23 protein-coding genes and 2 pseudogenes are annotated in these 25,872 nt (G+C 37.7%); 12 read left to right on the plus strand and 13 right to left on the minus strand.

What is annotated here, in order from left to right; translation table 11 throughout:
• Window positions 1-21: 21 nt before the first annotated feature.
• The 4 genes from H4J41_RS14355 (at window position 22) to H4J41_RS14370 (ending at window position 4,626) form a co-directional block, all read left to right on the plus strand.
• A complete protein-coding gene (locus tag H4J41_RS14355) occupies window positions 22-1,479 on the plus strand; it encodes a M48 family metalloprotease (protein ID WP_182136861.1) in 1,458 nt (485 codons plus the stop codon).
• A gap of 57 nt (window positions 1,480-1,536) precedes the next feature.
• Window positions 1,537-1,887, plus strand: a complete 351-nt coding sequence (arsC, locus tag H4J41_RS14360; RefSeq protein ID WP_182136862.1) for an arsenate reductase (glutaredoxin) — start codon at window positions 1,537-1,539, stop codon at window positions 1,885-1,887.
• 2 nt (window positions 1,888-1,889) lie between these two features.
• Complete coding sequence (locus H4J41_RS14365; RefSeq protein ID WP_182136863.1) at window positions 1,890-2,282, plus strand: DUF2069 domain-containing protein; 393 nt, start codon at window positions 1,890-1,892, stop codon at window positions 2,280-2,282.
• A 376-nt stretch (window positions 2,283-2,658) separates the two neighbouring features.
• On the plus strand, window positions 2,659-4,626 hold the full coding sequence (locus H4J41_RS14370) for a hypothetical protein (RefSeq protein ID WP_182136864.1): 1,968 nt from the start codon (window positions 2,659-2,661) through the stop codon (window positions 4,624-4,626).
• 427 nt (window positions 4,627-5,053) lie between these two features.
• Here the strand turns inward: H4J41_RS14370 and H4J41_RS14375 are convergent, their stop codons facing one another.
• Window positions 5,054-5,407: an RNA-binding S4 domain-containing protein gene (locus H4J41_RS14375; RefSeq protein ID WP_182136865.1), complete on the minus strand. Its 354-nt coding sequence runs from the start codon at window positions 5,405-5,407 to the stop codon at window positions 5,054-5,056.
• 722 nt (window positions 5,408-6,129) lie between these two features.
• On the opposite strand from H4J41_RS14375, the gene H4J41_RS14380 reads away from it, so the two are divergent.
• Window positions 6,130-7,014, plus strand: a complete 885-nt coding sequence (locus tag H4J41_RS14380) for a PEP-CTERM sorting domain-containing protein (RefSeq protein WP_182136866.1) — start codon at window positions 6,130-6,132, stop codon at window positions 7,012-7,014.
• A 127-nt stretch (window positions 7,015-7,141) separates the two neighbouring features.
• Window positions 7,142-7,219: pseudogene (locus H4J41_RS17845) on the plus strand (PEP-CTERM sorting domain-containing protein); the annotation flags it as partial.
• 83 nt (window positions 7,220-7,302) lie between these two features.
• Here the strand turns inward: H4J41_RS17845 and H4J41_RS17850 are convergent.
• The 3 genes and pseudogenes from H4J41_RS17850 to H4J41_RS14400 all read right to left on the minus strand — a co-directional run.
• Window positions 7,303-7,849: pseudogene (locus tag H4J41_RS17850) on the minus strand (IS630 family transposase); the annotation flags it as partial.
• A gap of 33 nt (window positions 7,850-7,882) precedes the next feature.
• Window positions 7,883-8,593: a DnaA regulatory inactivator Hda gene (gene hda / locus H4J41_RS14395; RefSeq protein ID WP_182136867.1), complete on the minus strand. Its 711-nt coding sequence runs from the start codon at window positions 8,591-8,593 to the stop codon at window positions 7,883-7,885.
• On the minus strand, window positions 8,590-9,708 hold the full coding sequence (locus tag H4J41_RS14400) for a DUF2066 domain-containing protein (RefSeq protein ID WP_182136868.1): 1,119 nt from the start codon (window positions 9,706-9,708) through the stop codon (window positions 8,590-8,592). Before H4J41_RS14400 ends, hda begins: the two co-directional genes overlap by 4 nt.
• Before the next feature lie 142 nt (window positions 9,709-9,850).
• Between H4J41_RS14400 and purM the strand changes: the two genes are divergently transcribed.
• The 3 genes from purM to H4J41_RS14415 are packed head-to-tail and all read left to right on the plus strand — an operon-like array spanning window position 9,851 to window position 12,323.
• Window positions 9,851-10,897 (plus strand): phosphoribosylformylglycinamidine cyclo-ligase, encoded by a 1,047-nt coding sequence (purM, locus tag H4J41_RS14405; RefSeq protein WP_182136869.1) that lies wholly within the window; start codon window positions 9,851-9,853, stop codon window positions 10,895-10,897.
• A gap of 3 nt (window positions 10,898-10,900) precedes the next feature.
• Window positions 10,901-11,548, plus strand: coding sequence for a phosphoribosylglycinamide formyltransferase (gene purN, locus H4J41_RS14410; protein ID WP_220460894.1), 648 nt, complete (start codon window positions 10,901-10,903; stop codon window positions 11,546-11,548).
• A gap of 22 nt (window positions 11,549-11,570) precedes the next feature.
• Window positions 11,571-12,323 (plus strand): DUF3108 domain-containing protein, encoded by a 753-nt coding sequence (locus H4J41_RS14415; protein WP_182136871.1) that lies wholly within the window; start codon window positions 11,571-11,573, stop codon window positions 12,321-12,323.
• 159 nt (window positions 12,324-12,482) lie between these two features.
• Here H4J41_RS14415 and H4J41_RS14420 read toward each other — a convergent pair whose 3' ends face one another.
• Entirely contained in the window at window positions 12,483-13,268 is a 786-nt protein-coding gene (locus H4J41_RS14420) for a class II glutamine amidotransferase (protein WP_182136872.1), read from the minus strand.
• Window positions 13,269-13,618: 350 nt separating this feature from the next.
• Here H4J41_RS14420 and fadE point away from each other — a divergent pair, with 350 nt between their 5' ends.
• A complete protein-coding gene (fadE, locus tag H4J41_RS14425; RefSeq protein WP_182136873.1) occupies window positions 13,619-16,036 on the plus strand; it encodes an acyl-CoA dehydrogenase FadE in 2,418 nt (805 codons plus the stop codon).
• Between the two features lie 557 nt (window positions 16,037-16,593).
• Window positions 16,594-17,646, plus strand: coding sequence for an aldo/keto reductase (locus tag H4J41_RS14430; protein ID WP_182136874.1), 1,053 nt, complete (start codon window positions 16,594-16,596; stop codon window positions 17,644-17,646).
• A gap of 341 nt (window positions 17,647-17,987) precedes the next feature.
• Here the strand turns inward: H4J41_RS14430 and H4J41_RS14435 are convergent, their stop codons facing one another.
• The 6 genes from H4J41_RS14435 to H4J41_RS14460 all read right to left on the minus strand — a co-directional run bounded on the left by H4J41_RS14435 (window position 17,988) and on the right by H4J41_RS14460 (window position 23,515).
• Window positions 17,988-19,808: an acyl-CoA dehydrogenase C-terminal domain-containing protein gene (locus tag H4J41_RS14435; RefSeq protein ID WP_182136875.1), complete on the minus strand. Its 1,821-nt coding sequence runs from the start codon at window positions 19,806-19,808 to the stop codon at window positions 17,988-17,990.
• 262 nt (window positions 19,809-20,070) lie between these two features.
• Entirely contained in the window at window positions 20,071-20,598 is a 528-nt protein-coding gene (locus H4J41_RS14440; protein ID WP_182136876.1) for a hypothetical protein, read from the minus strand.
• 570 nt (window positions 20,599-21,168) lie between these two features.
• Window positions 21,169-21,438 (minus strand): Rcs stress response system protein RcsF, encoded by a 270-nt coding sequence (gene rcsF, locus H4J41_RS14445; protein ID WP_182136877.1) that lies wholly within the window; start codon window positions 21,436-21,438, stop codon window positions 21,169-21,171.
• Between the two features lie 344 nt (window positions 21,439-21,782).
• Entirely contained in the window at window positions 21,783-22,007 is a 225-nt protein-coding gene (locus H4J41_RS14450; protein ID WP_182136878.1) for a hypothetical protein, read from the minus strand.
• Between the two features lie 303 nt (window positions 22,008-22,310).
• A complete protein-coding gene (locus H4J41_RS14455) occupies window positions 22,311-22,850 on the minus strand; it encodes an isochorismatase family protein (protein WP_182136879.1) in 540 nt (179 codons plus the stop codon).
• A 374-nt stretch (window positions 22,851-23,224) separates the two neighbouring features.
• Window positions 23,225-23,515: a YkgJ family cysteine cluster protein gene (locus H4J41_RS14460; protein ID WP_182136880.1), complete on the minus strand. Its 291-nt coding sequence runs from the start codon at window positions 23,513-23,515 to the stop codon at window positions 23,225-23,227.
• Window positions 23,516-23,983: 468 nt separating this feature from the next.
• Here H4J41_RS14460 and msrA point away from each other — a divergent pair, with 468 nt between their 5' ends.
• Complete coding sequence (msrA, locus tag H4J41_RS14465; RefSeq protein ID WP_182136881.1) at window positions 23,984-24,577, plus strand: peptide-methionine (S)-S-oxide reductase MsrA; 594 nt, start codon at window positions 23,984-23,986, stop codon at window positions 24,575-24,577.
• Window positions 24,578-24,796: 219 nt separating this feature from the next.
• Here the strand turns inward: msrA and H4J41_RS14470 are convergent, their stop codons facing one another.
• Window positions 24,797-25,249, minus strand: coding sequence for a DUF2127 domain-containing protein (locus tag H4J41_RS14470; RefSeq protein WP_182136882.1), 453 nt, complete (start codon window positions 25,247-25,249; stop codon window positions 24,797-24,799).
• A gap of 357 nt (window positions 25,250-25,606) precedes the next feature.
• On the minus strand, window positions 25,607-25,729 hold the full coding sequence (locus tag H4J41_RS17640) for a hypothetical protein (protein ID WP_259363343.1): 123 nt from the start codon (window positions 25,727-25,729) through the stop codon (window positions 25,607-25,609).
• Window positions 25,730-25,872: the final 143 nt, after the last annotated feature.

The raw sequence follows: 25,872 nt of genomic DNA on the forward strand, positions 1-25,872 counted from the left end.
TGACAATATGGAAAATTAAATTTGTTTAAATTAAAGCCACTCATTATTTCACTTGCCTTAATCTCATCAATTACCAGCAGTGCATTTGCCGCAAAGAGTGAGACTAATAAAAATAAACTGCCCGAAATTGGCTCAGCAGGTGTCAGTGTATTATCTATCGAAAAAGAGCGTCAAATTGGCGGTGAAATGATGCGTCAAATCCGGGCGTCTCAACCGATATTAAATGACCCCGTATTAACAGAATATATTAATGACTTAGGCAACCGCATGGTGCGAAACGCCAAAGACGTAAACTATAGTTTTGAATTTTTTGTTATACGTAACCAAGAGTTAAATGCCTTTGCTTTTTTTGGTGGCCATATTGCCATTCATAGTGGCCTGATAACCACCGCTAGCACCGAAAGTGAACTCGCCTCAGTGGTTGCTCACGAAATATCACATGTGACCCAACGACACTTGGCAAGACGATTAGAAGCACAAAACAAATCACAACCTTTGACCATGGCCGGTATGATCTCAGGCGTATTACTTACCTTGATAAACCCTACCGTTGGTATGGCTGCACTGAGTACTACAATGGCAGCGTCACAACAAGCAGGAATAAATTATACCCGCGGCAACGAGCAAGAAGCCGATAGAGTGGGCATTATGCTGCTCGCTAATAGTGGTTTTAATCCCCAAGGTGCCCCTGATTTTTTTGCCACTATGGCAGAAAAATACCGTTACACCTCGAAGCCGCCAGCCATGTTGTTAACTCATCCTTTGCCTGAGTCTAGAATTTCAGACGCCAGAATAAGGGCGCAAAATTACTCACCACGCCCCTTAGCTCCCAGTTTAGAATTTGAGTTAGCTAAAGCCCGCATTATGGCAAGATATGAAGGAAACGCGAAAGATAATATTATTAACTTTCAGCAAAGTTTAGATAAAAAGCGCTATGCTATAGAGGCTGCAGCACAATATGGTCTTGCACTTTCTCAATATGAAAATAAAAATTATCAAAGCGCTATTAGCCAACTTGAAACATTGTTGCGCAACGACAAAAAAAACCTATTTTATGTTGATGCCCTAGCCGATGGTTATATTGCCGTAAAAGCTTTTGACAAAGCTATTACCATGCTTAGCGAGTTAAATCTTTTAATGCCGAACAACCAAGTAGTGACATTGAACTACGCGAACGTTTTAAATGAGGCTGAACAATACAGTAAGGCAGAAACGCTATTACAAGATTTCTTAGTGCTGAACCCAAAAAACTTTATTGCCAATGATTTATTATCAGAAGTGTATAGAAAACAAGATAAAAAAGCGCTTATGCACGCTACTAAAGCCGAGGTTTATGCCCTATTAGGTGCTTATCCAAAAGCGGTTGATGAGTTACAAACCGCTTACAACTTTGTTGAGGAGAACCCATTACTACAAAAACGTATGAAGGGCCGCATATTACAATTGCAAGAACAACAAGAAAAGCTTAAGCGCTTATAAAAATCAGTTAAAATACCACTAAATTTAATTTGTCTAACAACAATCTAAGAGAAAAACATGTTAACGATTTATCACAACCCTCGTTGCTCAAAAAGCCGACAAACATTAGCACTTATTGAAGAACAAAAACATGATGTCACTATTGTTGAATATTTAAAAACCCCGCTTAGTATTACAAAAATTGAACAGCTATTATTATTACTTAAGCTATCACCACGGGAAATGATGCGAACAAAAGAAGCTGAATTTAAAGAGCAAAACTTGGCCTATGCTGATGATGCCACTTTAATCGCGGCTATGGCTAACACACCTAAACTCATTGAGCGCCCTATTGTTACTGATAACACCCGTGCTATTATTGGTCGTCCACCAGAAAATGTACTTTCGCTAATGCAGGCTAATGATTAAAAATGACCAATAAAAAACGTTTATCTACGACTACACTCAAGCAGATCACTCTGTTTGGCTACTTCTCATTGCTTTTTTACATGCCATTTTGGCTGATTATCATGAGTGATGACACCGCGCTATCAGTACCTTTAACGTTAGTCATGTTTGTCCTACCTTTATTGTTTCCATTAAAAGGCCTAGTACAAGGCAACCCTTATACATACGCATGGTCAAACTTTATCGTTATGATTTATTTTCTGCATAGTTTAACCACATTATGGGTTTCAGCTGATGAAAAATTATGGGCCTTGGGCGAATTCTTCTTTGCCGCCGTTATGTTTATTGGTGGTAGTTATTATGCAAAATACCGTGGCCAAGAACTGGGGTTAAGCATTCGTAAAAAGAAAGAATAGTGTCACTGCCTCTCATATTCAGTAAGTCACCACTACGAACTTAATACCGAGAAACTTAATACCAAGAAACTTAATACCGAAAAAATAAATGCCTAGACAGTTAAGAACTAGGCATTTTTCATCAACACCCCATCACTCATTAATACTAAACAAGGGCATACCTACACGGGTGCTATTTTTTGTTCTCCTCCTGTAAATTAGTACTACGGCTTTAAAACCCTCGAAGCTATAAACACATTCCTTTCTTTACTCTAAAACTAAAATTGTTTAAAAATAGGTCAGCAGATTAGCATTGCAACCCATTAGCATTTTTTATACAGTTAATTCACCCTAAACAGGTCTTTTAATTTAACTCAGCATTTAAACAGAGGCACGGATGAATAATATTGGCATTAATCAAAGAGGTTTTTCAAACAAAGTAAGCACACTTGCGTTGACTTTAGTTGTATTGATTGTACAAGGATGTGGTGGTAGTGGTGGCTCTAACGCCAAAGAGAGTAAACCTAGTGATGATTTCATCCCTGTTGTTACTCAAACCGGCATAGTAGCATTTGATAACGCCAGTAAAACTGCACAACCGATTGAGTTATTTCTTTACTATCCTGACGATACGCTGAGCAATATTAGTTGGCAACAAACTACAGGCAGTGAGCTTGTTTTTCATGCCGAACATTCCAAGGGTATTGCCTTTACACCATCTGCGGCAGGCGAATATAGTTTTCAAGTCAGCTTTATCCGCAATGGCGTAAGTGAAACCTTATCGCATACCGTTATTACTTCAGAGGAACGCAGCCAAATATCAGCAAGACTAGGTCATGCAGCATTGGAGGGTAGTGATGTTTCTTTAAGAGCCAGCATTGAAAATGCCGCATTAACAAACAACAGCATTGTATGGCAACAAATCTCTGGCCCAACGGTGACTTTTAGTGACGTAACTGAGGGACAGAGTGCAGTTTTTTTCAAGGCGCCTGCGGTTAGCGCTGACAGCTTGCTAACCTTTACGGTTAGTGCTTCAGATGGCGCAACAGAGCAACAAGATACTATTGCCATATTAGTTGAAAATGCAGCAACTATTAGCAGTGATGATAATACGGCTTACGATTCACGATTAGCCACCGTATTTCCTTTTAATGCAAACTCACCTTATGCCGATGTTTTAGTTAACTGTGTTTATAGTAATAGTATTGATTTTCGCACTAGCTGTCGCTTTGATGAATTACCGCTAATAGCACAAGATACTACCACACCGACTATTGACGACATTATGGACCGCGTTGTGGTTTCTCATCAATGGATGGGGCAAAGGTTTAAAGAGTTTTTACAACACTCAGATCAGCAAGACGATTTTAAAAACTTGCTTCGTGCCACCACAGCCATTGTTATTTCATATGACATACGCCCTTCATATTATTGGGTAGTGACCGGTGCTATTCATCTTGATCCTGAGAACCTTTGGTTAACACCCGATGAAAGAGATACCATTAATCAAGCCCCCGACTTTCGTGCCTCATTCGGCAATGAGCTAAATTTTGTTATGCCATGGCGCTATGTTAAAAATAATAACTACGCAAGCTTTTACTATCCAGAAAATTTGCGAGAAACTCGTGACGCGAGCGAGGGTGTTTTTGATTTAGCGTCATTGATGTATCACGAACTCGCACACGCTAATGATTTTTTTTCACAAAGTACTTGGGCAGACTTAGACCGAAATGATCGCGTACTAGACGCCGCCGATAAAATATTAAAATCAACCGGCATACAATCTGATATGTTGAGCACTTCACTGCCGCTCAATGGTACACAAATGTATCGTTTAGCACAGGTACGTTATCATGGTGAAACGGCGACCAGCGGCGAAAAAAATTACAATCCAAGTGACGTTACTGGCTTTTTTAGCCCTGAACATGCCCCGCAATTTTACAATTACACTAGTAAACGCGAAGACTACGCCATGTTGTTCGATGGTTTTATGATGAAAGCACGTTACAATATTGACAGAGATGTTGCAGTAACTAGCCAACCTCAAAATTCAGGAGAGCAATACATAGTGACTTGGGGGCAACGTGGGCGTATCGGAGACGTTAATATTAAACCCAGAGTTGACTATGTTACTCGCCGTATATTGCCTGAGTTTACTTCAGCCTCCAATATTATTAACAATTTAGCCGCACCAATAGCGATGGTATCAGGGAAAACATGGGCAGAAAATTTAGCGATTAGTCCTGAGGTAAATCAAGCTAATAAAATAGTGCTTGATAGTTTCCAGTTAACTAATTCAAAAGCTAACAGATTCAATGCTAACGGCCCAATGTTTTATGAAAAGCCAATCCCTAAACGTAACTAGCATCAACATAACTAGGCTTAAATGTAGCTGAAGCTAAGAAAAAGCGGGATCGCCCAATGTAAACTTAGCTAGGTTCGAGCATAATTAATTGTAAAGATTAACGAATAATGAGAATACTTTTACACTATCAGTGAATTAAGTCAATAATTCTCAATGACTATGTAAAATATTTTAGATTCTGAATCAACAAATACAGTGACTTTAAATGGTCACTTTTGCCATTTTCAGGACCTAATTTACATCTGTATTCATCACAAAAAAAAGACCACTTTGCTACCAAAGTGGTCGTTCACGTAGTTTTATTGGTCTAATTTCTTGGTGCGCAAAGCTAAAAGTCGTTCGTACCATATTTCACATTGGGCTTGTGATAAGTTCTACCACTTTACAGAACTTTCTATAGGGTAATAGGCCCTAAAATTTTGGCCTTTTAGCTTTTAATTGATGGCTTAGTGGCAGTTTCTGATGAAATAATCCGTGCTTTACTTTTAGCTCTTTTTTTCTTTTTTGAATTTTTATTAGCTAAAACTACTGTACTAATAAACTCTGCTGATTTTTTGCTGGGATTAAAAGCAATCTCAATAATTTTACCGTTACATTCGATAATATCTCCGCGGCGAATTTTTTTACGCTTTTGAACTACAACTTCTTTATTTACTAAAACATTACCTTCACTGATCATGGTTTTAGCTTCGCCGCCACCGTCAACCATATTGGCAATTTTGAGTAAGTTACAAAGTTCTATAGGTTCAACACAAATATCGATAATTGAGTGTTTTGACATGAAATACGCCTAATGATTTAAAATAATAATATTGTTAATATTCTAACATATATTTGGATAAAACTTGTATTAAGGATACTTTATAATGCTGAGCTAGCATAGACGGTAAATACTTGATGCATTTAGCATTTTATCAAACGTTGCGCAAAGCTTCGGTATTCACTGATTAAATTGTGACATCTATGGTCACTTTATGGCACCAACTTGTCGTTAGGACATCTTTTGAAATAGCGAATTTTTAAAGCAAAACTAAAAATTAATACAACCGCGACCCATTCACCCCTGACTCACCTCAAGGATCACGACGCGCATTCGCCAAGGGCAGAACCGCAGGCATTACTATAATAAGAAAGAGCCCCCCTGTAGCCAAACTTTTGAATTGAGGAATATGTCACACCAGAAATTATGCCAATACAGTAGATTACAGGGTGGCTGTTGATCTTCAGGCAATATTGTCCGAAATACAAATTAATAAGTGCGGACAGTGAAGCCTAAAAAGAATTTTTTGGATAAAATCCATAAGACTATGAAGTTGGACAAGTAGTTTATAATCCTAGACTCTTTGGAATACAGCTTTTAATCTTCATTATGTCAGCTTTTTTTACAGATATAACTTTAAGCTAAATTCAACAAACCTCAACTGATTAATAATTAACCAGATTATATTTGTGGTAAGTATTATGCATACATTCTAAAGCGATTATTCACTTAGAGCACAGATCATGAAAAAAATAATATTTCCCACCGCATTTCTGGCTTTAATAGCTAACGGGATAAGTTATGCAGGCCTTATGGAGGTTGTTAGTAACGGTAATTGTAGCGTATCATCAGTTCAAATTACCAATATCACAGCAATCGCTCCTGCCGGGTCAAATATGGTGACGAAACCCATCGATGCCACTTCTTGTGTGGGGTATATCACCTCGCCTGATAATGATTGGGGAAATGGACCGAATCCCAATATAGGTGCCCTTTACGATGGATTACTGAATGAGCAAGAAAGTAAAGCAAAACGCGGGGATTCGTATTTTCTACCCGGAGATACTTTTCTGACAAACCCGAATGATTCGATGGTAGATCTGAATGGTAACGGCGATGCAACTGATCCTGGCTGGATTCGTTTAGGGGGTATGGAAGCAGGTAAAGCTTTTGAATACAACCCTGTAAACGGTTACGACCTCGAAGAAGTGCTTGATATATCCTTCAATTTAAATGGAACTTGGTCATTAGCAGTGGATCCTTTAGCTATAGAGTTCGCAACATTAGCATTAGGAAGACCAAGCATTTTTGATCATTTGGTTTTTGTAATGAAGGGGCCAAATACAAATAGTAATGGCGTTAATCAGTGGGGTGAATGGGTTATTCATGACTTCAATTTCTACGATCTGATTGACGATGGTTTATCTATAAGCTTGGGTGATACGGCATATGCTTTTGGAGGTACATGGGATGCAAGTAACATTTTTGATAGACATGACATGTCTCACGTGAGCATTTGGGCTCATGATCCACCAACAGCCGCCTCTGCTGTCCCTGAACCATCAACACTTGCCATTTTCGCTATGGGTTTTATCGGGTTATTGTTACGCAAGATAAACAAAAACTAATACATTAAGTGCAAGTTTATCAAGCATCACACGTGATGGTGTTTTTTAATTTCCAAATTATGCCACTAGGGTAATGTAATCTGTATCAAAATAGGAAGTATTTTCAAAGGCTTTCTCTGTTGATGTCTCAGAACCTTCAACACTTATTATTTTTGTATTAGGAACGATTGGCTTAGCATCACATCGATTTAAGAGACAATCTTAAATCGATGTGATTATTGATGTTTTTTTTCTGGTAATTAGTTATTGGTTTTACTGTAAAAAATCGACATATATACCCATCACACTTCAAGATGCAGAATTTAGCACCTGAAAATTATCATTAATTCTACTGCCTAAAATATCACTTATTTTAGGCGGTGTTTGACTAAAAAACTCATCAATTTTATCTCTGAACTCATTTGCGGTTGCAAAATATTTATTATTTCTGATATGCTCATTTATTACTTTCCATAGCCACTCTATTGGGTTTAAATTGGTGCTGTAAAGCAAAAGATAATGAAGTTCAACATTAAACTCATTCGCTTTATCTTTAACAACATGTGCTCGGTGATAGCCAGCGTCATCTAAAATCAAGTGAATGCGTTTATCACTGCCATTATGTGCGCGTAATTCAGTGAAAAATGTTAGATAGTTTCACTATTTACTTTTTCATAACCCATAACTTGAGATGAGATGACGCTAAATTATTTAAATCAATAGCGCCAACAAGGTTTAATCGTGTTCGACTAACGGTGGTTCCAATCGCTTTATCATGCCCTTTTTTTATTCAGCCGCAACTTACTTTCGTCGCTTGGGTTGGATGCATAGCATCCATGAACAATATAGGCTCATCAACTACTTGCGATTTCAATAAATCACCAATGATTTAAAATAAGACATCTTTAATAAAGGGAATAGTGATACGACGCTGCTCTCTGATTGATGCCTGATCAAGCTGTTCTAATGCGGCAATTAAGCTGGTCATATCGCGTGATAAGCGATTAATTAAAAACCTTGCCACGTCATCATTCATGGTTAAACCCCGTTGTTGTGCACGGTATTGCAAGGCAAATGACTTCTCTTTATCTGATAAGGGTTTTAATTGTTCCGTTAAGCCCCAGCTTAGCCGAGAGACCAAATCAGGCAAAGTAATATTTAACTGGGCAGCGCTTTGATCACCGGTAATAATCAGGCATTTGTTTTGCTCAACCATACGGTTATATAAATCAAATACGCCTTGTTGCCAGATATTATTACCCGCGATCAATTGAATATCGTCTAAACAGACTAAATCAATATTTTCTAAACCGTCAAGTACATCAACCGAAAGTTGAGTAAGCTCAGAGAACGACAAACACAACGAGGTTATGCCTAATGTGTCGGCATAGGCACAACTGGCGTGTAACAAGTGACTTTTACCAACATCGGTTAAACCAAACAAAAATAAACTGTGTACTTGTTTGTTTTCATCACCTATATGATCGAGAAAGTGCGTTAACTGTTGCACCACCATTTGGTTGCTCTCACTTTTAAAACTCGCGAAAGTTTCATCGTCAGGTAATTGCACAGACAGAGTGAGTTGCGAAACTTTCTTCACTTTTTACCCCAATTAAATACCGGTACTTGTTCTGTGCCCTCAGGCGCAGCGAGGGGGTCAACATAACGATTGAGCTGTTCACTCAATTTTAATGAAGCAAGCAAAGCTTGTTGTGAGCCAATTAACGACAATTTAAAGCGCCGATTAGTACCTTTCGCACTGACCAATTGAACTGATTGCACAGCAGACAATTCTGCAAGAAAATCTGACACAGCTATCAAGTCTACTAATGAGGCGATATTGGCAACATCTATTTCAAACTCGTGACTGTTAGTTGTTGATAAGGCATATTGCTGATAAATAATATCGGTAATATCAGACAAAGCAGCACTTAATAATTCATCAACGTTATTACCTAAGTATTGTTCGCTAAACATTTGTACGTGCTCATTTTGCGGATCAGTCATTAAACTCCAGTCTACTGCTAAACTATTGACTTGGCACTGAGGACAATCTAAAAGATCATTTTGGGCGGCAACTAAGCTTGAGTTTGAGACTCTAATCACCACCACAGCTTCTGCCATATAACGCGCAGACGCTTGTGCTACTGGTTTTGAAAAACGGCCCCAAACATCAGTTAATGTCAAAGCATTAAGGTCAGTTAAGTCCATTATGGGCATAACTAATGGTAAACCACGCAACTGGGAAAAATCATCAATAACGCGGGGTAACAACGAATTCGATGTTGCAGAAATTATCTTACGTTTAAAGCCATCTTCCTCAACCAACCAGACCATCACTTGTGGTCTTAATTGCCCCCAAATCGGCAAGTCACTGGCTTTAAACAATTGATTGATCTTGGCTTCGTTAAAGGAAACATTGAGCAATACTTTGTTATTAGTGCGAATATATTGATATTGCGTAACATACATGCTGTAGTTATTTATTGCCTGGGTAATAAGCGGATGATCAATGTCATTACCGCCAACCTTGACTAAAATTGCCCGCAAGGCATTTTTAAGTGCTTGATTACGATCGCCATTTGATTGTGACGCTACAGCCACTTTTGCGCTGTACAAGTTTTCGACCTCGATAGCGCTAATTTTAAGCGGTAATACAAGGCATAAGAATATCAGATAATTTCTGAACATATTTAGCATTAACATGTGTTTCATAATGAAGATCTTATCATAATGTTGCTGATTTTTATCACTTATAAAAAATAAATTATTTTAAAGATTTTCAGCACGTCTTTGCGCTGATAGAATGTGCGCCTTTATCATACAAGCAAACTAACAACATAATTGAGGTTTCCCCGTGAGCGAAGAAAAACAGTCTTTAAATTATAAAGATGCTGGCGTTGATATAGATGCAGGTAATGCCCTAGTTGAAAATATTAAAGGTGCCGTAAAACGCACTACTCGTCCAGAAGTTATGGGGGGGCTAGGTGGTTTTGGCTCTGTCTGTCAACTTCCTACTGGTTATAAAGAGCCTGTACTTGTTGCCGGAACGGATGGCGTTGGTACAAAATTGCGTTTAGCAATAGATTTAAAAAAACATGACACAGTCGGTATCGACTTAGTGGCTATGTGTGTAAACGATTTAATCGTGCAAGGTGCTGAGCCACTATTCTTCCTTGACTATTATGCTACAGCAAAACTTGATGTTGACGTTGCTTCAGCCGTTGTGGAAGGTATCGCAGAAGGTTGTGTACAAGCGGGTTGTGCATTAGTCGGTGGTGAAACCGCTGAAATGCCAGGCATGTACCACAAAGGCGACTACGATATCGCTGGTTTTTGTGTGGGTGTAGCTGAAAAGTCACGTTTAATTGATGGCACTAAAGTAGCCGCAGGTGATCAACTTGTTGCGCTTGGCTCTTCTGGTGCTCACTCAAATGGTTTCTCTTTGGTACGTAAAGTATTAGAAGTAAATAACACCAACACCGATGACTTACTTGATGGAAAACCATTAGCTGAGCATCTTTTAGCGCCAACAAAAATTTATGTTAAATCAGTTTTAGAACTGCTTAAGCATGTTGATGTGCACGCCTTGTCACATATTACTGGTGGCGGCTTTTGGGAAAACATTCCACGTGTTTTACCAGAGAGCGCTCAAGCCATTGTTGACGGCAATAGCTGGCAATGGCCAGCCATCTTTAATTGGTTGCAAGAAAATGGCAATATCAGTGAACATGAAATGTATCGCACATTTAACTGTGGCGTTGGTATGATCCTCGTAGTACCTGCTGAGCAATTAGCACAAAGCATCGACATTCTTAACGCGCAAGGTGAAAACGCTTGGCATATTGGTGAAATTGCTGATCTTCAAGCAGGCCAAGAACAAGTTATTATCAACAAAGGTTAATCATTGATGCGAAGCCGAATTGTAGTACTTATTTCCGGCGGCGGTACAAACTTACAAGCGATTATTGATGCTTGTAAGCAAGACAACTATGGTGGCGAAATCGTCGCCGTAGTGTCTAACAAAGCTGACGCCTATGGTTTAACGCGAGCACAAGATGCTAACATAGCAACCTCTGTGCTTTCACACAAAGACTTTGATAGCCGAGAAAGTTACGATAGTGCCTTGGTCGCCGAAATTAACAATTATCAGCCTGATTTAATTGTGCTAGCCGGTTTTATGCGTATTTTAACCGCTAAATTTGTGCAAAAATTTCAAGGTCGCTTGATCAATATCCACCCTTCTCTATTACCTAAATATCAAGGTTTACATACCCATCAACGCGCCATTGACGCCGGTGATATTGAACACGGTGTTAGTGTACATTTTGTAACTGAAGAACTTGATGGTGGTCCGGTAATTTTACAAGCAAAAGTCCCTGTTTTTCCAGAAGACAACGCCGATGAACTTGCTCAGCGTGTACATCAACAAGAACATCGTATTTATCCTATGGTGGTTAATTGGTGTTGTACTAAGCGCGTAACTATGGCAGAAGAATATGCATTATTTGATGGTGTAATTTTACCTATTTCGGGGTATGCTAGCGAAGAATAGTATTTAATTTAGAGAGTTTACCATGTTGAAATCATTACCTTATATTCCTTTGCTTTTGTCTAGTCTCAGCTTTAACGTCATGGCAGCAGACAAAGAAAATAGTGTAGTGATCCCTGCATTTAACGCTCAATATACTATTTTGCGAAACAACAAAGCTGTTGGTGAAGCCACACGTAAGTTAAGCTATTTAAATAATGGCTTAGCGAAATACAGTTATCAGACAGAAATTGAATGGTTAATTTTCTCAGATAGTCGTGCAGAAACCTCTATTGTTAAGCTTGAAGGCTATAAAGTAACGCCAACAAGTTATGAATACAAACGTGAAGGTACTGGCTCTGACAAATATTATAAATGGCGTTATGACACAGCAAATAATAGCGCTATTGATGAGAAAAAACAGCAAACAAAAAGTATAGACTTCCCTGAGAACATTCAAGACTCGCTCAGTTACCATCTGCAGCTTCGTCTCAATATGATCACTAATCCCGAACAAGAGCATTTTGTTTACCCTGTGATTAAAACGTCAGGTTCAATCAAAAATTACGTTTATCAATACGACGGTGAAGAAGAGCTAATGTTACCTTATGGCTTGGTAAAAACCATTAGACTTAAACGTGAAATTGTTGAGAAAAAGCGTATCACCTACGCTTGGTTTGCACCCGAGTTAGATTATCTGTTAGTCAAACTTTATCAAATTAAAGCGGATGTTGAGCAATTTGAAGTACAACTAAAGTCAGTAACCAACAGCGATGCAGCGACCGCTTCAAGCAAATAATTAAACCTCAGTAAACTTTTAATAATTTTCAATCAGTTATCGTAAAGTGATTAAATAAAAGTATAAAAGTAACTGAATTAAAAATTATTAAATTAAAGGTGGTTAAATTAAAAGTGACTCAGTTAAAAGCCACTTTGCTTAACCACTTTTAAGCTTTCATTAGTCTTGTTTACTTTCAAAAATCAACTGGCCTTTACAAAATAGTAAACCTTCGCCTACTTGCATTTTTTGCCATGTTTCATCGTCAGTTAATGGTTGAGTCGCGATAACAGTAACAATATCATTTTCGGTAGTTTCTTGATCAAAATTCACCACCATTTCTGCATCAATCAAACTCGCTTTACCAAAAGGCGCACGTCGAGTTAGCCAATGTAAATTATTGGTACAATACACCAATAAAAAATCACCATCGGTTAACAATAAATTGAATACACCCAACTTATTGATTTGCTTACATAGCCCAATAATATAATGAAATAATACTTCAGCATTAGGCTGATCACCGTCAAACTCTTGTAACAGTTGATCTAATATCCAACAAAAAGCTTGTTCGCTATCGGTTTCTCCAATAGGTAAATGATACTTTGTCGCTAACGTAGATTTAAAATCAGCTAATTGGCCATTGTGCGCGTAAGTCCAATTTTTACCCCACATAGGGCGAACAAATGGGTGGGTATTAACCAAAGATACATTGCCAGAGTTTGCCTGTCGTATATGACAGATCACTGTTTCACTTTTGATCGGGTAATCAGTCACCAACTGAGCAATAGGTGAATGTGCACTCGGTAGCGGGTCTTTAAAGCTGCGACACCCCTTGCCTTCATAAAAAGTAATACCCCAGCCATCTTTATGTGGCCCAGTATTACCGCCTCGCTGCATTAAACCACTAAAACTAAAACAAATATCCGTAGGTACATTGGCACTCATGGCCATTAATTCACACATAAAATAAAACCAATAAAAACAAAAATTGATGAAACTAACACCAAAAAAGTACCGTGTTAATCGTTGAGGTATAATTAAGAAAAAATAAAAATAATCTATTATGTAAACTCAAATTAATCGAGCTTATTTGTCCATTTTACTTTGTTATAGGCAGTAATTAATACTGTTTTAATTCTTTACAGCAAATAATCCTAGTAAAGGGCGTTAGTAATGATAAATAATTTGAAATTATCTAGCAGACGAATTAAGCTTAAACTATTACGCTGGTCTGACCTTAAGCTCTGGTCTGACTATAAACTTTGGCCTGACTTTACCAACGTTGGCCAAAATATCAACATTAAGGGAAATATGTGGACTACTTAACTTGGATACTCATTGCTATAGCATTATGCGGGTTTATGGCTTATTCACGCGCCTCACTCTCAACATTTACCATAGCATTTACCTTACTGATGATCGTCGGAACTTTTTTCCACGTGATCGCTTTCTTCGGTTGGCTAATTTTTGTCATTATTGCCCTGCCATTAAATATTGCTGATGTGCGAAAGCAGTATATTTCTAGTCCATTGCTCGCTATTTTTCGAGGCATTATGCCCGAAATGTCAAAAACTGAGCAAGAAGCTATTGACGCCGGCACTACCTGGTTCGAAGCGGAACTATTTCGCGGCACGCCCGACTGGAAAAAACTTCATAACTACCCTAAACCAAGATTAAGCGCAGAAGAACAAGCGTTTTTAGATGGTCCAGTAGAAGAAGTTTGTCGCATGACTGATGATTGGCAAACAACCCATGAACTTGCCGATTTAACACCCGAAGTATGGCAATATCTTAAAGATAATAAATTTTTCGCGATGATCATTAAAAAGCAATACGGTGGTCTAGAATTTTGCGCCTATGCTCAATCTTGTGTCTTACAAAAGCTTTCCAGTGTCAGTACCGTTTTATCATCTACCGTTGGCGTACCTAATTCACTCGGTCCGGGTGAATTATTGCAACATTATGGCACCCAAGAGCAACAAGATTATTATTTACCGCGACTAGTTAAAGGCGATGAAATTCCTTGTTTTGCCTTAACGAGCCCAGAAGCGGGTTCTGATGCGGGTGCGATTCCTGATTTCGGCATTGTTTGTCGTGGTGAGTTCGAGGGTAAAGAAGTGCTTGGCATGCGTTTAACATGGGATAAGCGATACATCACCTTAGCCCCTGTTGCGACGGTATTAGGTTTAGCATTTAAATTACAAGACCCTGATCACCTGTTAGGTGAAGAAGAAAACTTAGGCATTACCTGTGCATTAATACCAACAGATATCGAAGGTGTTATTACCGGTCGTCGTCATTTTCCACTCAACGTGCCGTTTCAAAATGGTCCAACCCAAGGCAATGACGTTTTTGTGCCATTAAGTTTCATCATAGGCGGTCCTGAAATGGCAGGACAAGGCTGGCGTATGCTGGTTGAATGTTTATCTGTGGGCCGCGCCATTACCTTGCCTTCAAATAGTACCGGCGGTATCAAGTCGTTAGCATTAGCAACGGGCGCTTACAGTCGTATTCGTCGCCAATTTAAAATAGCTATCGGTAAAATGGAAGGTGTCGAAGAACCATTAGCACGCATAGGTGGTAATGCCTACTTAATGGATGCAGTAACGACTATGTCGACAGGCGCAATTGATATGGGCGAAAAACCCAGTGTGGTTTCTGCGATTGTTAAATATCACCTGACCGAAAAAATGCGCACATGTGTCGCTGATGCTATGGATATTCATGGTGGCAAGGGTATTTGTATGGGCCCTAGTAATTATCTTGCCCGTGCCTACCAAGGTGCCCCTGTTGCTATTACTGTTGAGGGTGCAAATATACTGACTCGCAGTATGATTATTTATGGTCAAGGTGCTATTCGCTGCCATCCTTATGTGTTGGCTGAATTATCGGCGGCAAATAATGAAGATAAAACACAAGCACTGAATGATTTTGATCATGCCTTATTTGGTCATATTGGCTTTGCGATTAGTAATATTTGCCGCAGTGTGTGGTTTTCTTTTACCGGCAGTTATGCCCTTAGCGCACCTTTTAACGATGAAACTAGACGTTATTACCAACTAATGACCCGTTTTAGCTCAAACTTAGCCATGCTATCTGACATTGCTATGTTAACGTTAGGCGGAGATTTAAAACGTAAAGAGCGTATTTCAGCACGACTGGGGGATATTTTAAGCTATTTATACTTAGCGTCTGCCACCCTTAAACGTTACAACGATGAAGGTCGCCAAAGCGCTGACTTACCCCTAGTACAATGGGCCTTAGAAGACAGTCTATACAATATTCAACAGGCGATTGACGCACTCATTAACAACTTCCCTAATCGGATAGTGGCGAAAGTATTGCGACTGATCATTTTACCGCTCGGCTGCTGGTTGAAAAAACCGTCAGATATAACCGATCATAAAGTGGCGGCCTTACTACAGTACCCTAATGAAACGCGTACACGCTTAGGAAAAGGTCAATACCTTACGCGTGAACCCGGCAATATTTTAGGGCAATTAGAACAAACGCTTGAAGATATCATTGCTTGTGAACCTATTTTTGAGAAAATTTGTCGTGAACTTGGTCAGCGCCTGCCATTTTATCAACTTGATCTTGTTGCTGCAAAAGGCTTAGCGGCGAATATTATCACTGAAAAAGAAGCCGCATTACTCACCGCGACAGAAATTTCGCGCAAAGCGACCATTGATGTCGATGACTTTGATTCTGACTACTTAAAAGCGGGTTAGTTTTTAAGTAAAAATCATGGTTATAAAGCCCCTTACTGCCAACAGCAATAAGGGGCTTTTTTTTGTTCAACAATTGATTAAGTTAATGTCAGCCTACATCAGTGCTAAATTTCAATTTCAACCATCAATTTCAACCAATAGTACAAGGAGAATATTGGCCATTATTATTGCCATAAAGCGCTAATAAAAATGCCACTAACGCTTTGTGCTGTTTGAAAAAACAGTTAAATTAACTGATTAAGTTTAAGCGCTAAATAGCGAAGCTTGTCTGAATTAACTAGGTAACAAAACATCAACACATTAATTACCCAGTAAGAGTATGCCAGAAATTTTTTGCTACTATTTATGCTAGCCTCCTACCTATGATTTACTCTAGTATTGATAATCTAGTATTGGTAATATTAGCCATTGAAAATAGCCATACAGGCACAAGCCTTTATTAACAACTTCCCCTTGAGCTTGTGCCATAAAATGACTTTTAATTTTAACCGTGACACAGCACTATAAATTTTACATTTAGCATTCGATATTTAAACAAAGTATAAAAGGTGAACAAAATGAAATATGTTCGATTAGGCAGTAGCTCATTAGAGGTGTCACCTGCTTGTTTAGGCAGTATGACCTGGGGATTACAAAACAATCAAAGCGATGCTAATGCCCAACTCGATTATGCGCAATCACAAGGTATCAACTTTGTTGATACGGCTGAAATGTACGCTGTACCACCTAGTGCAGAAACTTATGGCAAAACTGAGGAAATAATTGGTCATTGGCTTGGTGCTAATCCATCACGTCGTAAAAACATTGTGTTAGCATCAAAAATTGCCGGTCCCGGATTCTCCTACATTCGTGATGGCAGTAATATATCAGGTGCCAGTGTTATTGCCGCCGTTGAAGCATCATTAAAACGCTTACAAACCGATTATATCGATCTTTACCAGTTACACTGGCCTAACCGTCAGTCTCCTCACTTTGGTCGGCACTGGCCAAATGGCATTAACTATCCACAGGTTAATGTTGAACAACAAAATGAAGAAATGTTAGACATATTACAAGGCTTAGATAGTTGCGTTAAAGCGGGTAAAATTCGTTATTGCGGACTATCAGATGATACACCTTGGGGCATTAACCAGTACTTACGTTTAAGTGCTGAGCATAACTTGCCGCGTATAGTATCAATACAAAATGAATTTAGTTTGTTACATACAAAAGATTGGCCGTATTTAATTGAAAATTGTGTCAATGAAGATATCGCCTATTTACCTTGGTCGCCACTGGCAACAGGGTTACTGACCGGTAAATACCTCAATGGCCAACGCCCAGCAGGTAGTCGCTTTACCTTTATGCAACGCAATGGTCTTTTTAGAGATACAGTAAATACTTCAGCCGCAGTACAAGCCTACGTCGACCTTGCCAAAAAACATCATATTTCGCCAGCCCATTTGGCTTTAGCTTGGTGTAAGCAAGTACATGGTGTAACTTCAACCATTATTGGCGCAACCAATATGCAACAATTGACAGAAAATATTGCGGCTTTTAAGCAGCCACTGACCCCTGATGTACTGGAAGATATTAAGCAGGTATTGCAACGGTTTCCATCACCGTTTTAGCCAGAGATATATTTAGCTATGCCTGTCCTTTAGCATTGCTAAACATATGCATAGTAAAAAAGAGTAATCTTTAGCTGCTGGATTAATTTTCACAGCAGCTTTTTCTATTTTTCAACCGCAGACTTCAGCCATATCATATAGAAAAACCATACAAACCTCTGAAGTGCATAGCTAGATACACTAAAAAATAAAAAATTCACAACACAACTGACGTTTGCTGACAGAATCAAAAAAGGCCATATTTCTAATGAAATATGGCCTTTTTATTTTATTATCTAGGTTAAATTTTACATAAAAACCTAGACAAAAAAATCAGCAAAAATATTGCTAAAACTCATTGCTTACAAGAAAGATAATAACTCTTCATCTAACTGCATTAAGGTTTTAGGATCAGCCATCATAGTTACCGCTAATGACTTAGTACGTGGTAATAAGCGTTCAAAGTAAAATTCAGCAGTTTTAATTTTTGCACGATAAAAATCTCTGTTTTCAACATCAGTCGCTAATTTTTCATACGCAGCTTGCGCCATTTGCGCCCAAAAATAAGCCATAACGATGTAACCTGAGTACATTAAAAAGTCTACTGAAGCAGAACCAATAACGTCACGATCTTTTTTAGCTTTAAGGCCTAGGCGAATAGTATATTGTTGCCATTTTGCTACCGATGTACTTAACGGCCAGATAAACTTGTTCATTTGACGCTTATGTGGATTGCTCGATATCATACTGTGATCTTTACAGAAAATCAGTATCTCTTTAGCAAAAGTATTTAACGATTTACCACGAGTCATTAGCACTTTACGGCCTAATAAATCTAGCGCTTGAATGCCGGTTGTGCCTTCATAAAGCGTTGATATACGGGTATCACGAACAATTTGCTCCATGCCCCATTCTTTAATGAAACCATGACCACCAAAAATTTGTAGACCATGATTAGCACTTTCCTGTCCAAGCTCAGTTAAAAAGGCTTTTAAAATGGGCGTGATAAAACCTAAACGATTATCGGCTTTTTTACGGTCTTCTTCAGTTTTAGCATTATCTATATCATCAACAATTTTTGCGGTGTAATAGATCATCGCACGACCGCCTTCACTAATCGCTTTTTGGGTCATTAGCATTTTGCGTACGTCAGGATGACAAATAATAGGATCAGCGACTTTATCGGCATGTTTTGTACCGGTTAATGAACGCATAGACAAACGCTCTTTCGCGTAAATCAATGAGTTCTGATAAGCCAATTCAGCGGCACAAACACCTTGTAATGCCGTGCCAACACGTGCGGTATTCATAAAGGTGAACATACATTCTAAGCCTTTATTTTCAGGGCCAATTAACACCCCTTTGGCATTATCAAAATTAAGTACTGCTGTTGATGAGCCTTTAATACCCATTTTATGTTCTATAGAACCACAAGAAACATTGTTGAACTCACCAATAACGCCTTGCTCATCAGTTTGCATTTTAGGCACAATAAAGAGTGAAATACCCTTAGTACCTGCGGGCGCACCCGGTACTCTTGCTAATACAATATGAATAATATTATCGGTTAAGTCATGTTCACCGGCTGAGATAAAAATCTTAGTGCCGGTAAGCTTATAGGTACCATCACCATTTGGCTCAGCTTTGGTTTTAACTTGGCCTAAATCTGTACCACATTGCGGTTCAGTTAAACACATAGTGCCGGTCCACGACCCTTCAATAAGGCGTGTAAGGTAAAGTGCTTTTTGCTCATCAGTACCATGAGTATCAATAGTATTCATCGCACCATGACTCAAGCCCGGATACATGGCCCAAGACCAGTTAGCTGTGCCCATCAATTCAGACATTACCATGCCTAGTGATGACGGTAAGCCCTGGCCACCGTGCTCAACAGCATGTGACAAACTAGGCCAACCACCTTCAACAAATTTCTGATAAGCTTCTTTAAAGCCTTTAGGGGTTGTTACAACACCATTATCAAAAGTACAACCTTCTTCATCACCGCTTTGGTTAATAGGTAGCAGTTCATTTTCACTAAATTTTGCACACTCTTCTAAGATAGCATCTACCAAATCAGGCGTTGCTTCTTCAAATTCAGGATACTTTTTGTAATGATCGTAATACTTGAATACATCTTCAAACAAAAATTTGATGTCTGCTATCGGTGCTTTATAACTTAGCATGCTTAACTCCTAACACTTTTAATAATAATTTTTTGCATTACTGCACAAGTGATATCGAGTATACACAGATCCAACCACTGGTCCAACCACTATTTTATTTTTTACTAAAATAAACAGCTTAATTACAATATAAATCTTTTAAAACATATTGTTATTGGTGAAACATACATTATGCAACATATGATTTCAGACAATAAATAAGTAATAATTAAAGTAATAGTGAGTAAAAAGCTTATTACGAACAAAAAATTAAATGAATTTTCTAATCTTCAATAAGCCAATCAAGGTAACATTGCATAAACAGTTGCCAGAATTGCTGACCACCCGAAATTTCAATCAATTGCTGCTGTAGCCGCTGCAATATGACTTCATCAATAACACTACTGGGGTCTGGAAAAAATTGTGCTTGGGTTTGTTGACCATGATCAAACAGCAACTGCATACAAGCGATATAACTCACTAAACTCGTTGCTACTAGCTCTACTTCCCAACCTGCTTCAGCTAAAAAACCAGTATAAACGGGTAATTCTGCTTGATTGGTGTCAACAAAATACGGATCACCTAACTCGGTATCTCGGGCAAAAACCTGCCATGAGGTTTGCCAACAGCCTTTTTCTTCGCCAGATAAGTCTTCACTGGTTGCCGATTGACCTAATTCACTCATGCCAAAGCCAAGCTGTGCCTCATTTAATTCGTTTTGAGTTGCTACCTGCTTAAATCCTTGTGGGCCAAAAAAAACCTCTTGGTTAGCTGAGGTATTTAAAATACTCATCAGTTTTTTATCTGTCATATTTACCTAATACATTTATAAAATTTTGAGAACGTGAAAAATCATACCAATTTCATTAATTAGCTGGTCTACTTTATACGCAGTAAAAATGGCCAAATATAAGGCATTTATTTTAATAACTAGTGGTTCTAATTATTAAATAAATAACGCAGTAATTGGTTATTTTAACCAGTAAAAATTATCAGATAATTAATCAGATTGGTATTGTACGCTACTCAAAGCAAGCGTATGTCAAATTAATTAACCTTTAAGCTATTAAACACCAAAGATGTATTGCTCAAATATTGTAATTAACGCCGTTTGTAGTATATCTATTGGTTTTAGCGCCACTGTCGACAATAAGTCATATAATCTAGGATACGACTAACCGTAAGCCTCAAGACAATTGAGTCAGTAAAAAAGTTTCAAGCTTAACTAAAGAGTAGAACTTATACCGCCAACTTGACGGGCTAAAGCTAAACTTACCCGTTCGGAGGTGCGAACTGCACCGGTATAATGAAAGGTATAACAACAAACATGGTAACTTTTATTACCAGATATTTTTATGGTGTTAAATTAATAAGATGTGAATTAATAAGAAATATTGTACGCCATCCCCTTACATTTTGTATAAATATGGCAGCTAGCCATATTGCTATTGACTAAGCAAGAATCAAACACTAAAGCATTACCACCCAACTTTTGAGTTTTAATCTCTAACGATGAAATTAATGTATTTTTGTCAGGCTTGTGATCCCTAAAATCTAGTTGGCAATAGTCAGACTCAACATAGCCAACCTGCGCTGCGCCTAATCCCCATACTTCATTGTAGGTATATCGTTTAACCGCATTTTTACGCATATGGTTTTCTATTTAATTGACCAGGTAAGTATCTGCATTAGAATTTACTCGCACTGAAGAACAACCCGCAATCGCTAAAACAGTAATAATAAAAGTCAGTTTCATGTTATTTCCCTGTTTCATGTCATTTCCCTATTAAACTTAATAACCTTATTAATGGCGCTATTAATAACTAAAATTGATTAGCTAATTGAACGCCTAATTGAACGCCTAATTGATAAAACAGCTTAACTGCCATCAAAATAAACGCGACAGAAACACAATATAAAATGCGTTGAACTTACCCGTTAAAATGCTACAAAGTTAACGGGCCATTATGGGTAGCCTGCTCTTAAATTTTGACATTATATGGTGGTTTTAAGCTCTTTATTGACGACTATGTCGTTTTTTAGCATTAAAACAATTAAGTACACTAAGTTTAAAGGCGGAGTAATACACAAGGCTACACCTATTATTGTTGCTATCTTAGGGTTCGAGGTTTTACGTTTACCTAAGTAATAACTTAAACCACCTACGATAAACATTGAGTAAAATATTAATTCACCCACAAATGTTATATTAATATTCAAGAAATTTTTCCTTTTACTAAGACCTATTCAAGAGGCTTTATAACTAAGTAAAATGTAGATGAGTAAAAATAACTCACCGCATATTGTCAAAGCAGAACATAGTGTTAACTAGTTCGCTTTCAAAATGTAAGTCTGAGCTTATTATAAAAGCACAATAATTCAAAACATTAACTAAAGTATAGGTACGGAAAATCGACAAGGTGCTAGTTTTCAAAGCCCTTTACAGTAATATATTAAAGTAAAAAAGCTGATTTTGTATTTTCATAAGCTAACTATAAAGCTAAATTACTTTTTCAAATTCACTCATCTAATTAAAGCTAAAATCTCTTTAAACTCATCAGCACGACAATCTTTAACAAGTTCATATAAGCACATTTCTAAGCCTGAAATATCTATACCTCTGTTATCGAGTTTATTTATTGCTAAGTGTTTATTGGCTAGAGTGCGAGAAGACACACAGTCACTAACAAGTTGCACTTTGTAGCCCAACTGTTGCAAGTGTAGCGCTGTTTGATAAACACAAATATGGGCTTCAATACCACAAATAAGCCAGCTATCAATATTAGCTGCTTTAACTTGCTCGATAAACAAAGGCGTTTCACAAGCATCAAAAGTAAACTTAAGCGTTGGCGTTTGCTCGGCTAATAAAGCGCTAAGTTCAGCAACTGTCGCACCAAGTTTTACTGGATTTTGTTCGAGCCAAATAATGGGTAAACCAAGTGCCTGTGCACCTTTAATCAGCTTGCCACAATTAGCAACTACCACCTCACTATCATAAACCATGCGGGCAAGTTTACCCTGAACATCAATAACAATAAGCCCTGTACTCTCTTTTTTTAACATATGACTCCACCTTAAACTGAAACCTTATCGCACTAAAAATTTGAAACCAATAAAATGCTTAACAACTATTAACCATAATACTCGTGTGAGTAATATCGAATTAAAAGCAACATTTGGCAAGATAAAATAGGTGTACCGTTAACCGCTAACCCATTCATAAAATTATAAACAACAGTATTTAAAAGTAACAAAAGGAGTCTGAAAATTCATCTTTTTAGATAAAATATCCAACGCAAGGCCTGATAAAGTTGATGCTAATTTTTCAGCTTACTGCAATCATAACGAGGAAAGGAAGGAAGGCCAAAAGCGATGTTTTGTCCTTTTAAAAGCGTCAATTTAGCGTGAAAGGTTAACTGTTCTGATATTAATAAATACTACAGCTTCTCATTTCTTTCATCTATACATTCATATGAGCCCATCTCAAATTCACGACAAACCCATGGTCTGTTTTCATAGATTGAACACATTAATGTATCTCGATTAAGGGCTGAACATTTACCATCATCTAAGCGCCGCATTGATTCATGCCCATACGCATCAACATATATATGGTGATGTGGCACACCAGTATCTGAAATAATTCTAACTTCTAAACTACAACAACATGCCTGACAGTTTGAACATAAGATTTCAGGCACCGGCAAATTTTTTACTTTAATATTCATAAACAACAATAATAAGCTCAACAGCCGACAGGATACGCTATAGTGATAGGGTTCTCGAGCTAATAATACCAAGGCTCAAATAATAGCGAATAAAATAGTTAGCTAAAGTGCCGCGCTGAGTGAGAACAACCCATTATACTTTTATGTTTGAGTGCTTAAGCTACTTTAAAATACACAATATTCACCACTAAAACAGGTAAAACATACGCCAAAAATTGAATCCCGGCTTGTTGGTGTTTACTGACTCATTTGTCTACTGCTTTACTGAAAACCTCTCGTGATAGCGATAAAGCGCTAGGGGAAATAAATAGAAAATATTCAACATGTTGGCAACCTTTACTTTAAAACTCATCGCTATTAAGCCTGTTGAATTTAACCATAAGTGAAATGATTTTTATTAACAGCAGGTCTTTAATTATATCTACATAACTATTTATTGATTCACCACATCGATGCGAGATTTTTATTATGAAAAAAATATTAGGATTAGTTTTATCAATATCGGTGCTTTTTTATGCATCATTCGCCAACGCAGATAAAGCCATTTTAGCGGGTGGTTGTTTCTGGTGTATGGAATCTGATTTTGAAAAATTACCGGGCGTTACAGATGTTGTCTCAGGCTTTACGGGCGGTAAGATAAAAAATCCAACTTATCAAGGTGACCATCGAGGCCATTATGAAGCAGTAGAAATAACCTACGACCCAGAAAAAGTGAGCTACCAAGATATACTAGATCACTATTGGGTAAATATTGACCCTTTTGATGCAAGAGGTCAATTTTGTGATAAAGGGCCAAGCTACCTAAGTGCCATTTTTGTTGCTAACGAGCAAGAAAGAACATTAGCTGAACAATCAAAAAAAGCAGTTATAGCAGCGTTTCCTAATCAAACCGTAGTTACACCTATATTAACCACTAGTACTTTTTATCTTATTAAAGGTAATGAAAGCTACCATCAAGATTTTTATAAAAATAGCCCAATACGATATAACGCTTATCGTTGGGGCTGTGGTCGAGATCAACGTTTAAAAGAGATTTGGGGTAATAGAGCAACGCATGATTAATAAAGATGATCTTGCTGATTGTAAAGTAACACATACTACCAAAAGTATTACCTACAGCACAGAAAATGCAAGGATTAGGCTTAGGCTCAACAAACATGACTAACATTTACCAGTTAATATTAGTCATGTTTAACGGCACAAGCTGCACAATTTCCGTTCAAAAAATTGAAGAGCCGCTTTTAACAAATCAGTTGGCAAGAACAGAGCAATATTCGCTAACTAATCTTCTTTGCGTTTGGTTTTTATTACGCTATACATGTATACAACGATGATGCTATTTATTAAAAGCAATGAAAAACTAAGAAGGCTATAAGTTACAACAAATTTGTAAAGCTCAAAAGGCAAATAAATCGCACCACTAATTAAAGCCAGCCATTCAGTCCACTTAAGGCCATGCCATAAACCATATGCTTCAACAAATCGAATGATTGAGTACAAAAGTGCCCCAAAAGCAACAAGAACAAGATTAGAATTATTCAACTCACCAATAGTACTTATAAATATACTGGGATAATGACTCGCAGGATTAAGATGTAAGTGAGTCAATATTCTCTCGAATAATTGTGGAATATTCTCCCCAGTAAACTCATGAAGACCAAGTCCAATGCCTAGTGCTAACAAGCCTTTTAATGCTTCAAATATTGCAATCGGCTTTAACCCTTTTTGATTCATATACTTTAAATTCCAGTTCTAAATACGCCAAAAAAAGTAAATAACTATGAGGCCTAATCCCCTGATAATAGTCTAAATAATGCTTGATTAAAATTGTCTAGCGAAACCTAGTTAACTGTTACGCATTCTTGTATGTTTTCTCGTTAATAGTTTTACCAACCAAGCATTTCAGGATCTGTTTCGTTACGAAATTTATCTGATAATTTAGCAAGTAAAATTTCATCAACAAGCCCTTCCCTGCGAATTAACATAAGTTGTATCTGTGCTTTTGACCTACTATGCCCATCAAAAAGTATCGCCATCTGCTTATCTCTATTTTGAAGTAATTTATATAATAAAAGGTACCGGTTATGAACATTATTTTTTTGATCTAAAATTACGTCTTGTGATTCTCCCAGCACCATATATAACTAAAGTGCAGTATTTTTCAATTGCCTTATCCTTAAGCTCAGTGAACACTTTCCAATCTGATTCTTTCATAGTCACTTCCTATTTCCAAGTCAACCAAATGAACAATACCTTACTAAACATCAATAAAATAGTTGGCTAAAATGTTGAATTAAATAAAAACAGCCAACTCATTATTATTTTCATCACATCCTCGGTTTAATATTGTATTTGCC

Origin of the sequence: Colwellia sp. MB3u-45 (assembly GCF_014077005.1) — a bacterium.
In the GTDB taxonomy this organism is placed as follows: domain Bacteria; phylum Pseudomonadota; class Gammaproteobacteria; order Enterobacterales; family Alteromonadaceae; genus Cognaticolwellia.

What these genes read in the sequence shown, in the direction of transcription:
- arsC (WP_182136862.1), top strand. Translation starts at nt 1,537, where the DNA reads ATGTTAACGATTTATCACAACCCTCGTTGCTCAAAAAGCCGACAAACA.
- H4J41_RS14365 (WP_182136863.1), top strand. Translation starts at nt 1,890, where the DNA reads ATGACCAATAAAAAACGTTTATCTACGACTACACTCAAGCAGATCACT.
- H4J41_RS14370 (WP_182136864.1), top strand. Translation starts at nt 2,659, where the DNA reads ATGAATAATATTGGCATTAATCAAAGAGGTTTTTCAAACAAAGTAAGC.
- H4J41_RS14375 (WP_182136865.1), bottom strand. Translation starts at nt 5,407, where the DNA reads ATGTCAAAACACTCAATTATCGATATTTGTGTTGAACCTATAGAACTT.
- H4J41_RS14380 (WP_182136866.1), top strand. Translation starts at nt 6,130, where the DNA reads ATGAAAAAAATAATATTTCCCACCGCATTTCTGGCTTTAATAGCTAAC.
- H4J41_RS14400 (WP_182136868.1), bottom strand. Translation starts at nt 9,708, where the DNA reads ATGAAACACATGTTAATGCTAAATATGTTCAGAAATTATCTGATATTC.
- H4J41_RS14415 (WP_182136871.1), top strand. Translation starts at nt 11,571, where the DNA reads ATGTTGAAATCATTACCTTATATTCCTTTGCTTTTGTCTAGTCTCAGC.
- H4J41_RS14420 (WP_182136872.1), bottom strand. Translation starts at nt 13,268, where the DNA reads ATGTGTGAATTAATGGCCATGAGTGCCAATGTACCTACGGATATTTGT.
- H4J41_RS14430 (WP_182136874.1), top strand. Translation starts at nt 16,594, where the DNA reads ATGAAATATGTTCGATTAGGCAGTAGCTCATTAGAGGTGTCACCTGCT.
- H4J41_RS14435 (WP_182136875.1), bottom strand. Translation starts at nt 19,808, where the DNA reads ATGCTAAGTTATAAAGCACCGATAGCAGACATCAAATTTTTGTTTGAA.
- H4J41_RS14440 (WP_182136876.1), bottom strand. Translation starts at nt 20,598, where the DNA reads ATGACAGATAAAAAACTGATGAGTATTTTAAATACCTCAGCTAACCAA.
- rcsF (WP_182136877.1), bottom strand. Translation starts at nt 21,438, where the DNA reads ATGCGTAAAAATGCGGTTAAACGATATACCTACAATGAAGTATGGGGA.
- H4J41_RS14455 (WP_182136879.1), bottom strand. Translation starts at nt 22,850, where the DNA reads ATGTTAAAAAAAGAGAGTACAGGGCTTATTGTTATTGATGTTCAGGGT.
- H4J41_RS14460 (WP_182136880.1), bottom strand. Translation starts at nt 23,515, where the DNA reads ATGAATATTAAAGTAAAAAATTTGCCGGTGCCTGAAATCTTATGTTCA.
- msrA (WP_182136881.1), top strand. Translation starts at nt 23,984, where the DNA reads ATGAAAAAAATATTAGGATTAGTTTTATCAATATCGGTGCTTTTTTAT.
- H4J41_RS14470 (WP_182136882.1), bottom strand. Translation starts at nt 25,249, where the DNA reads ATGAATCAAAAAGGGTTAAAGCCGATTGCAATATTTGAAGCATTAAAA.
- H4J41_RS17640 (WP_259363343.1), bottom strand. Translation starts at nt 25,729, where the DNA reads ATGAAAGAATCAGATTGGAAAGTGTTCACTGAGCTTAAGGATAAGGCA.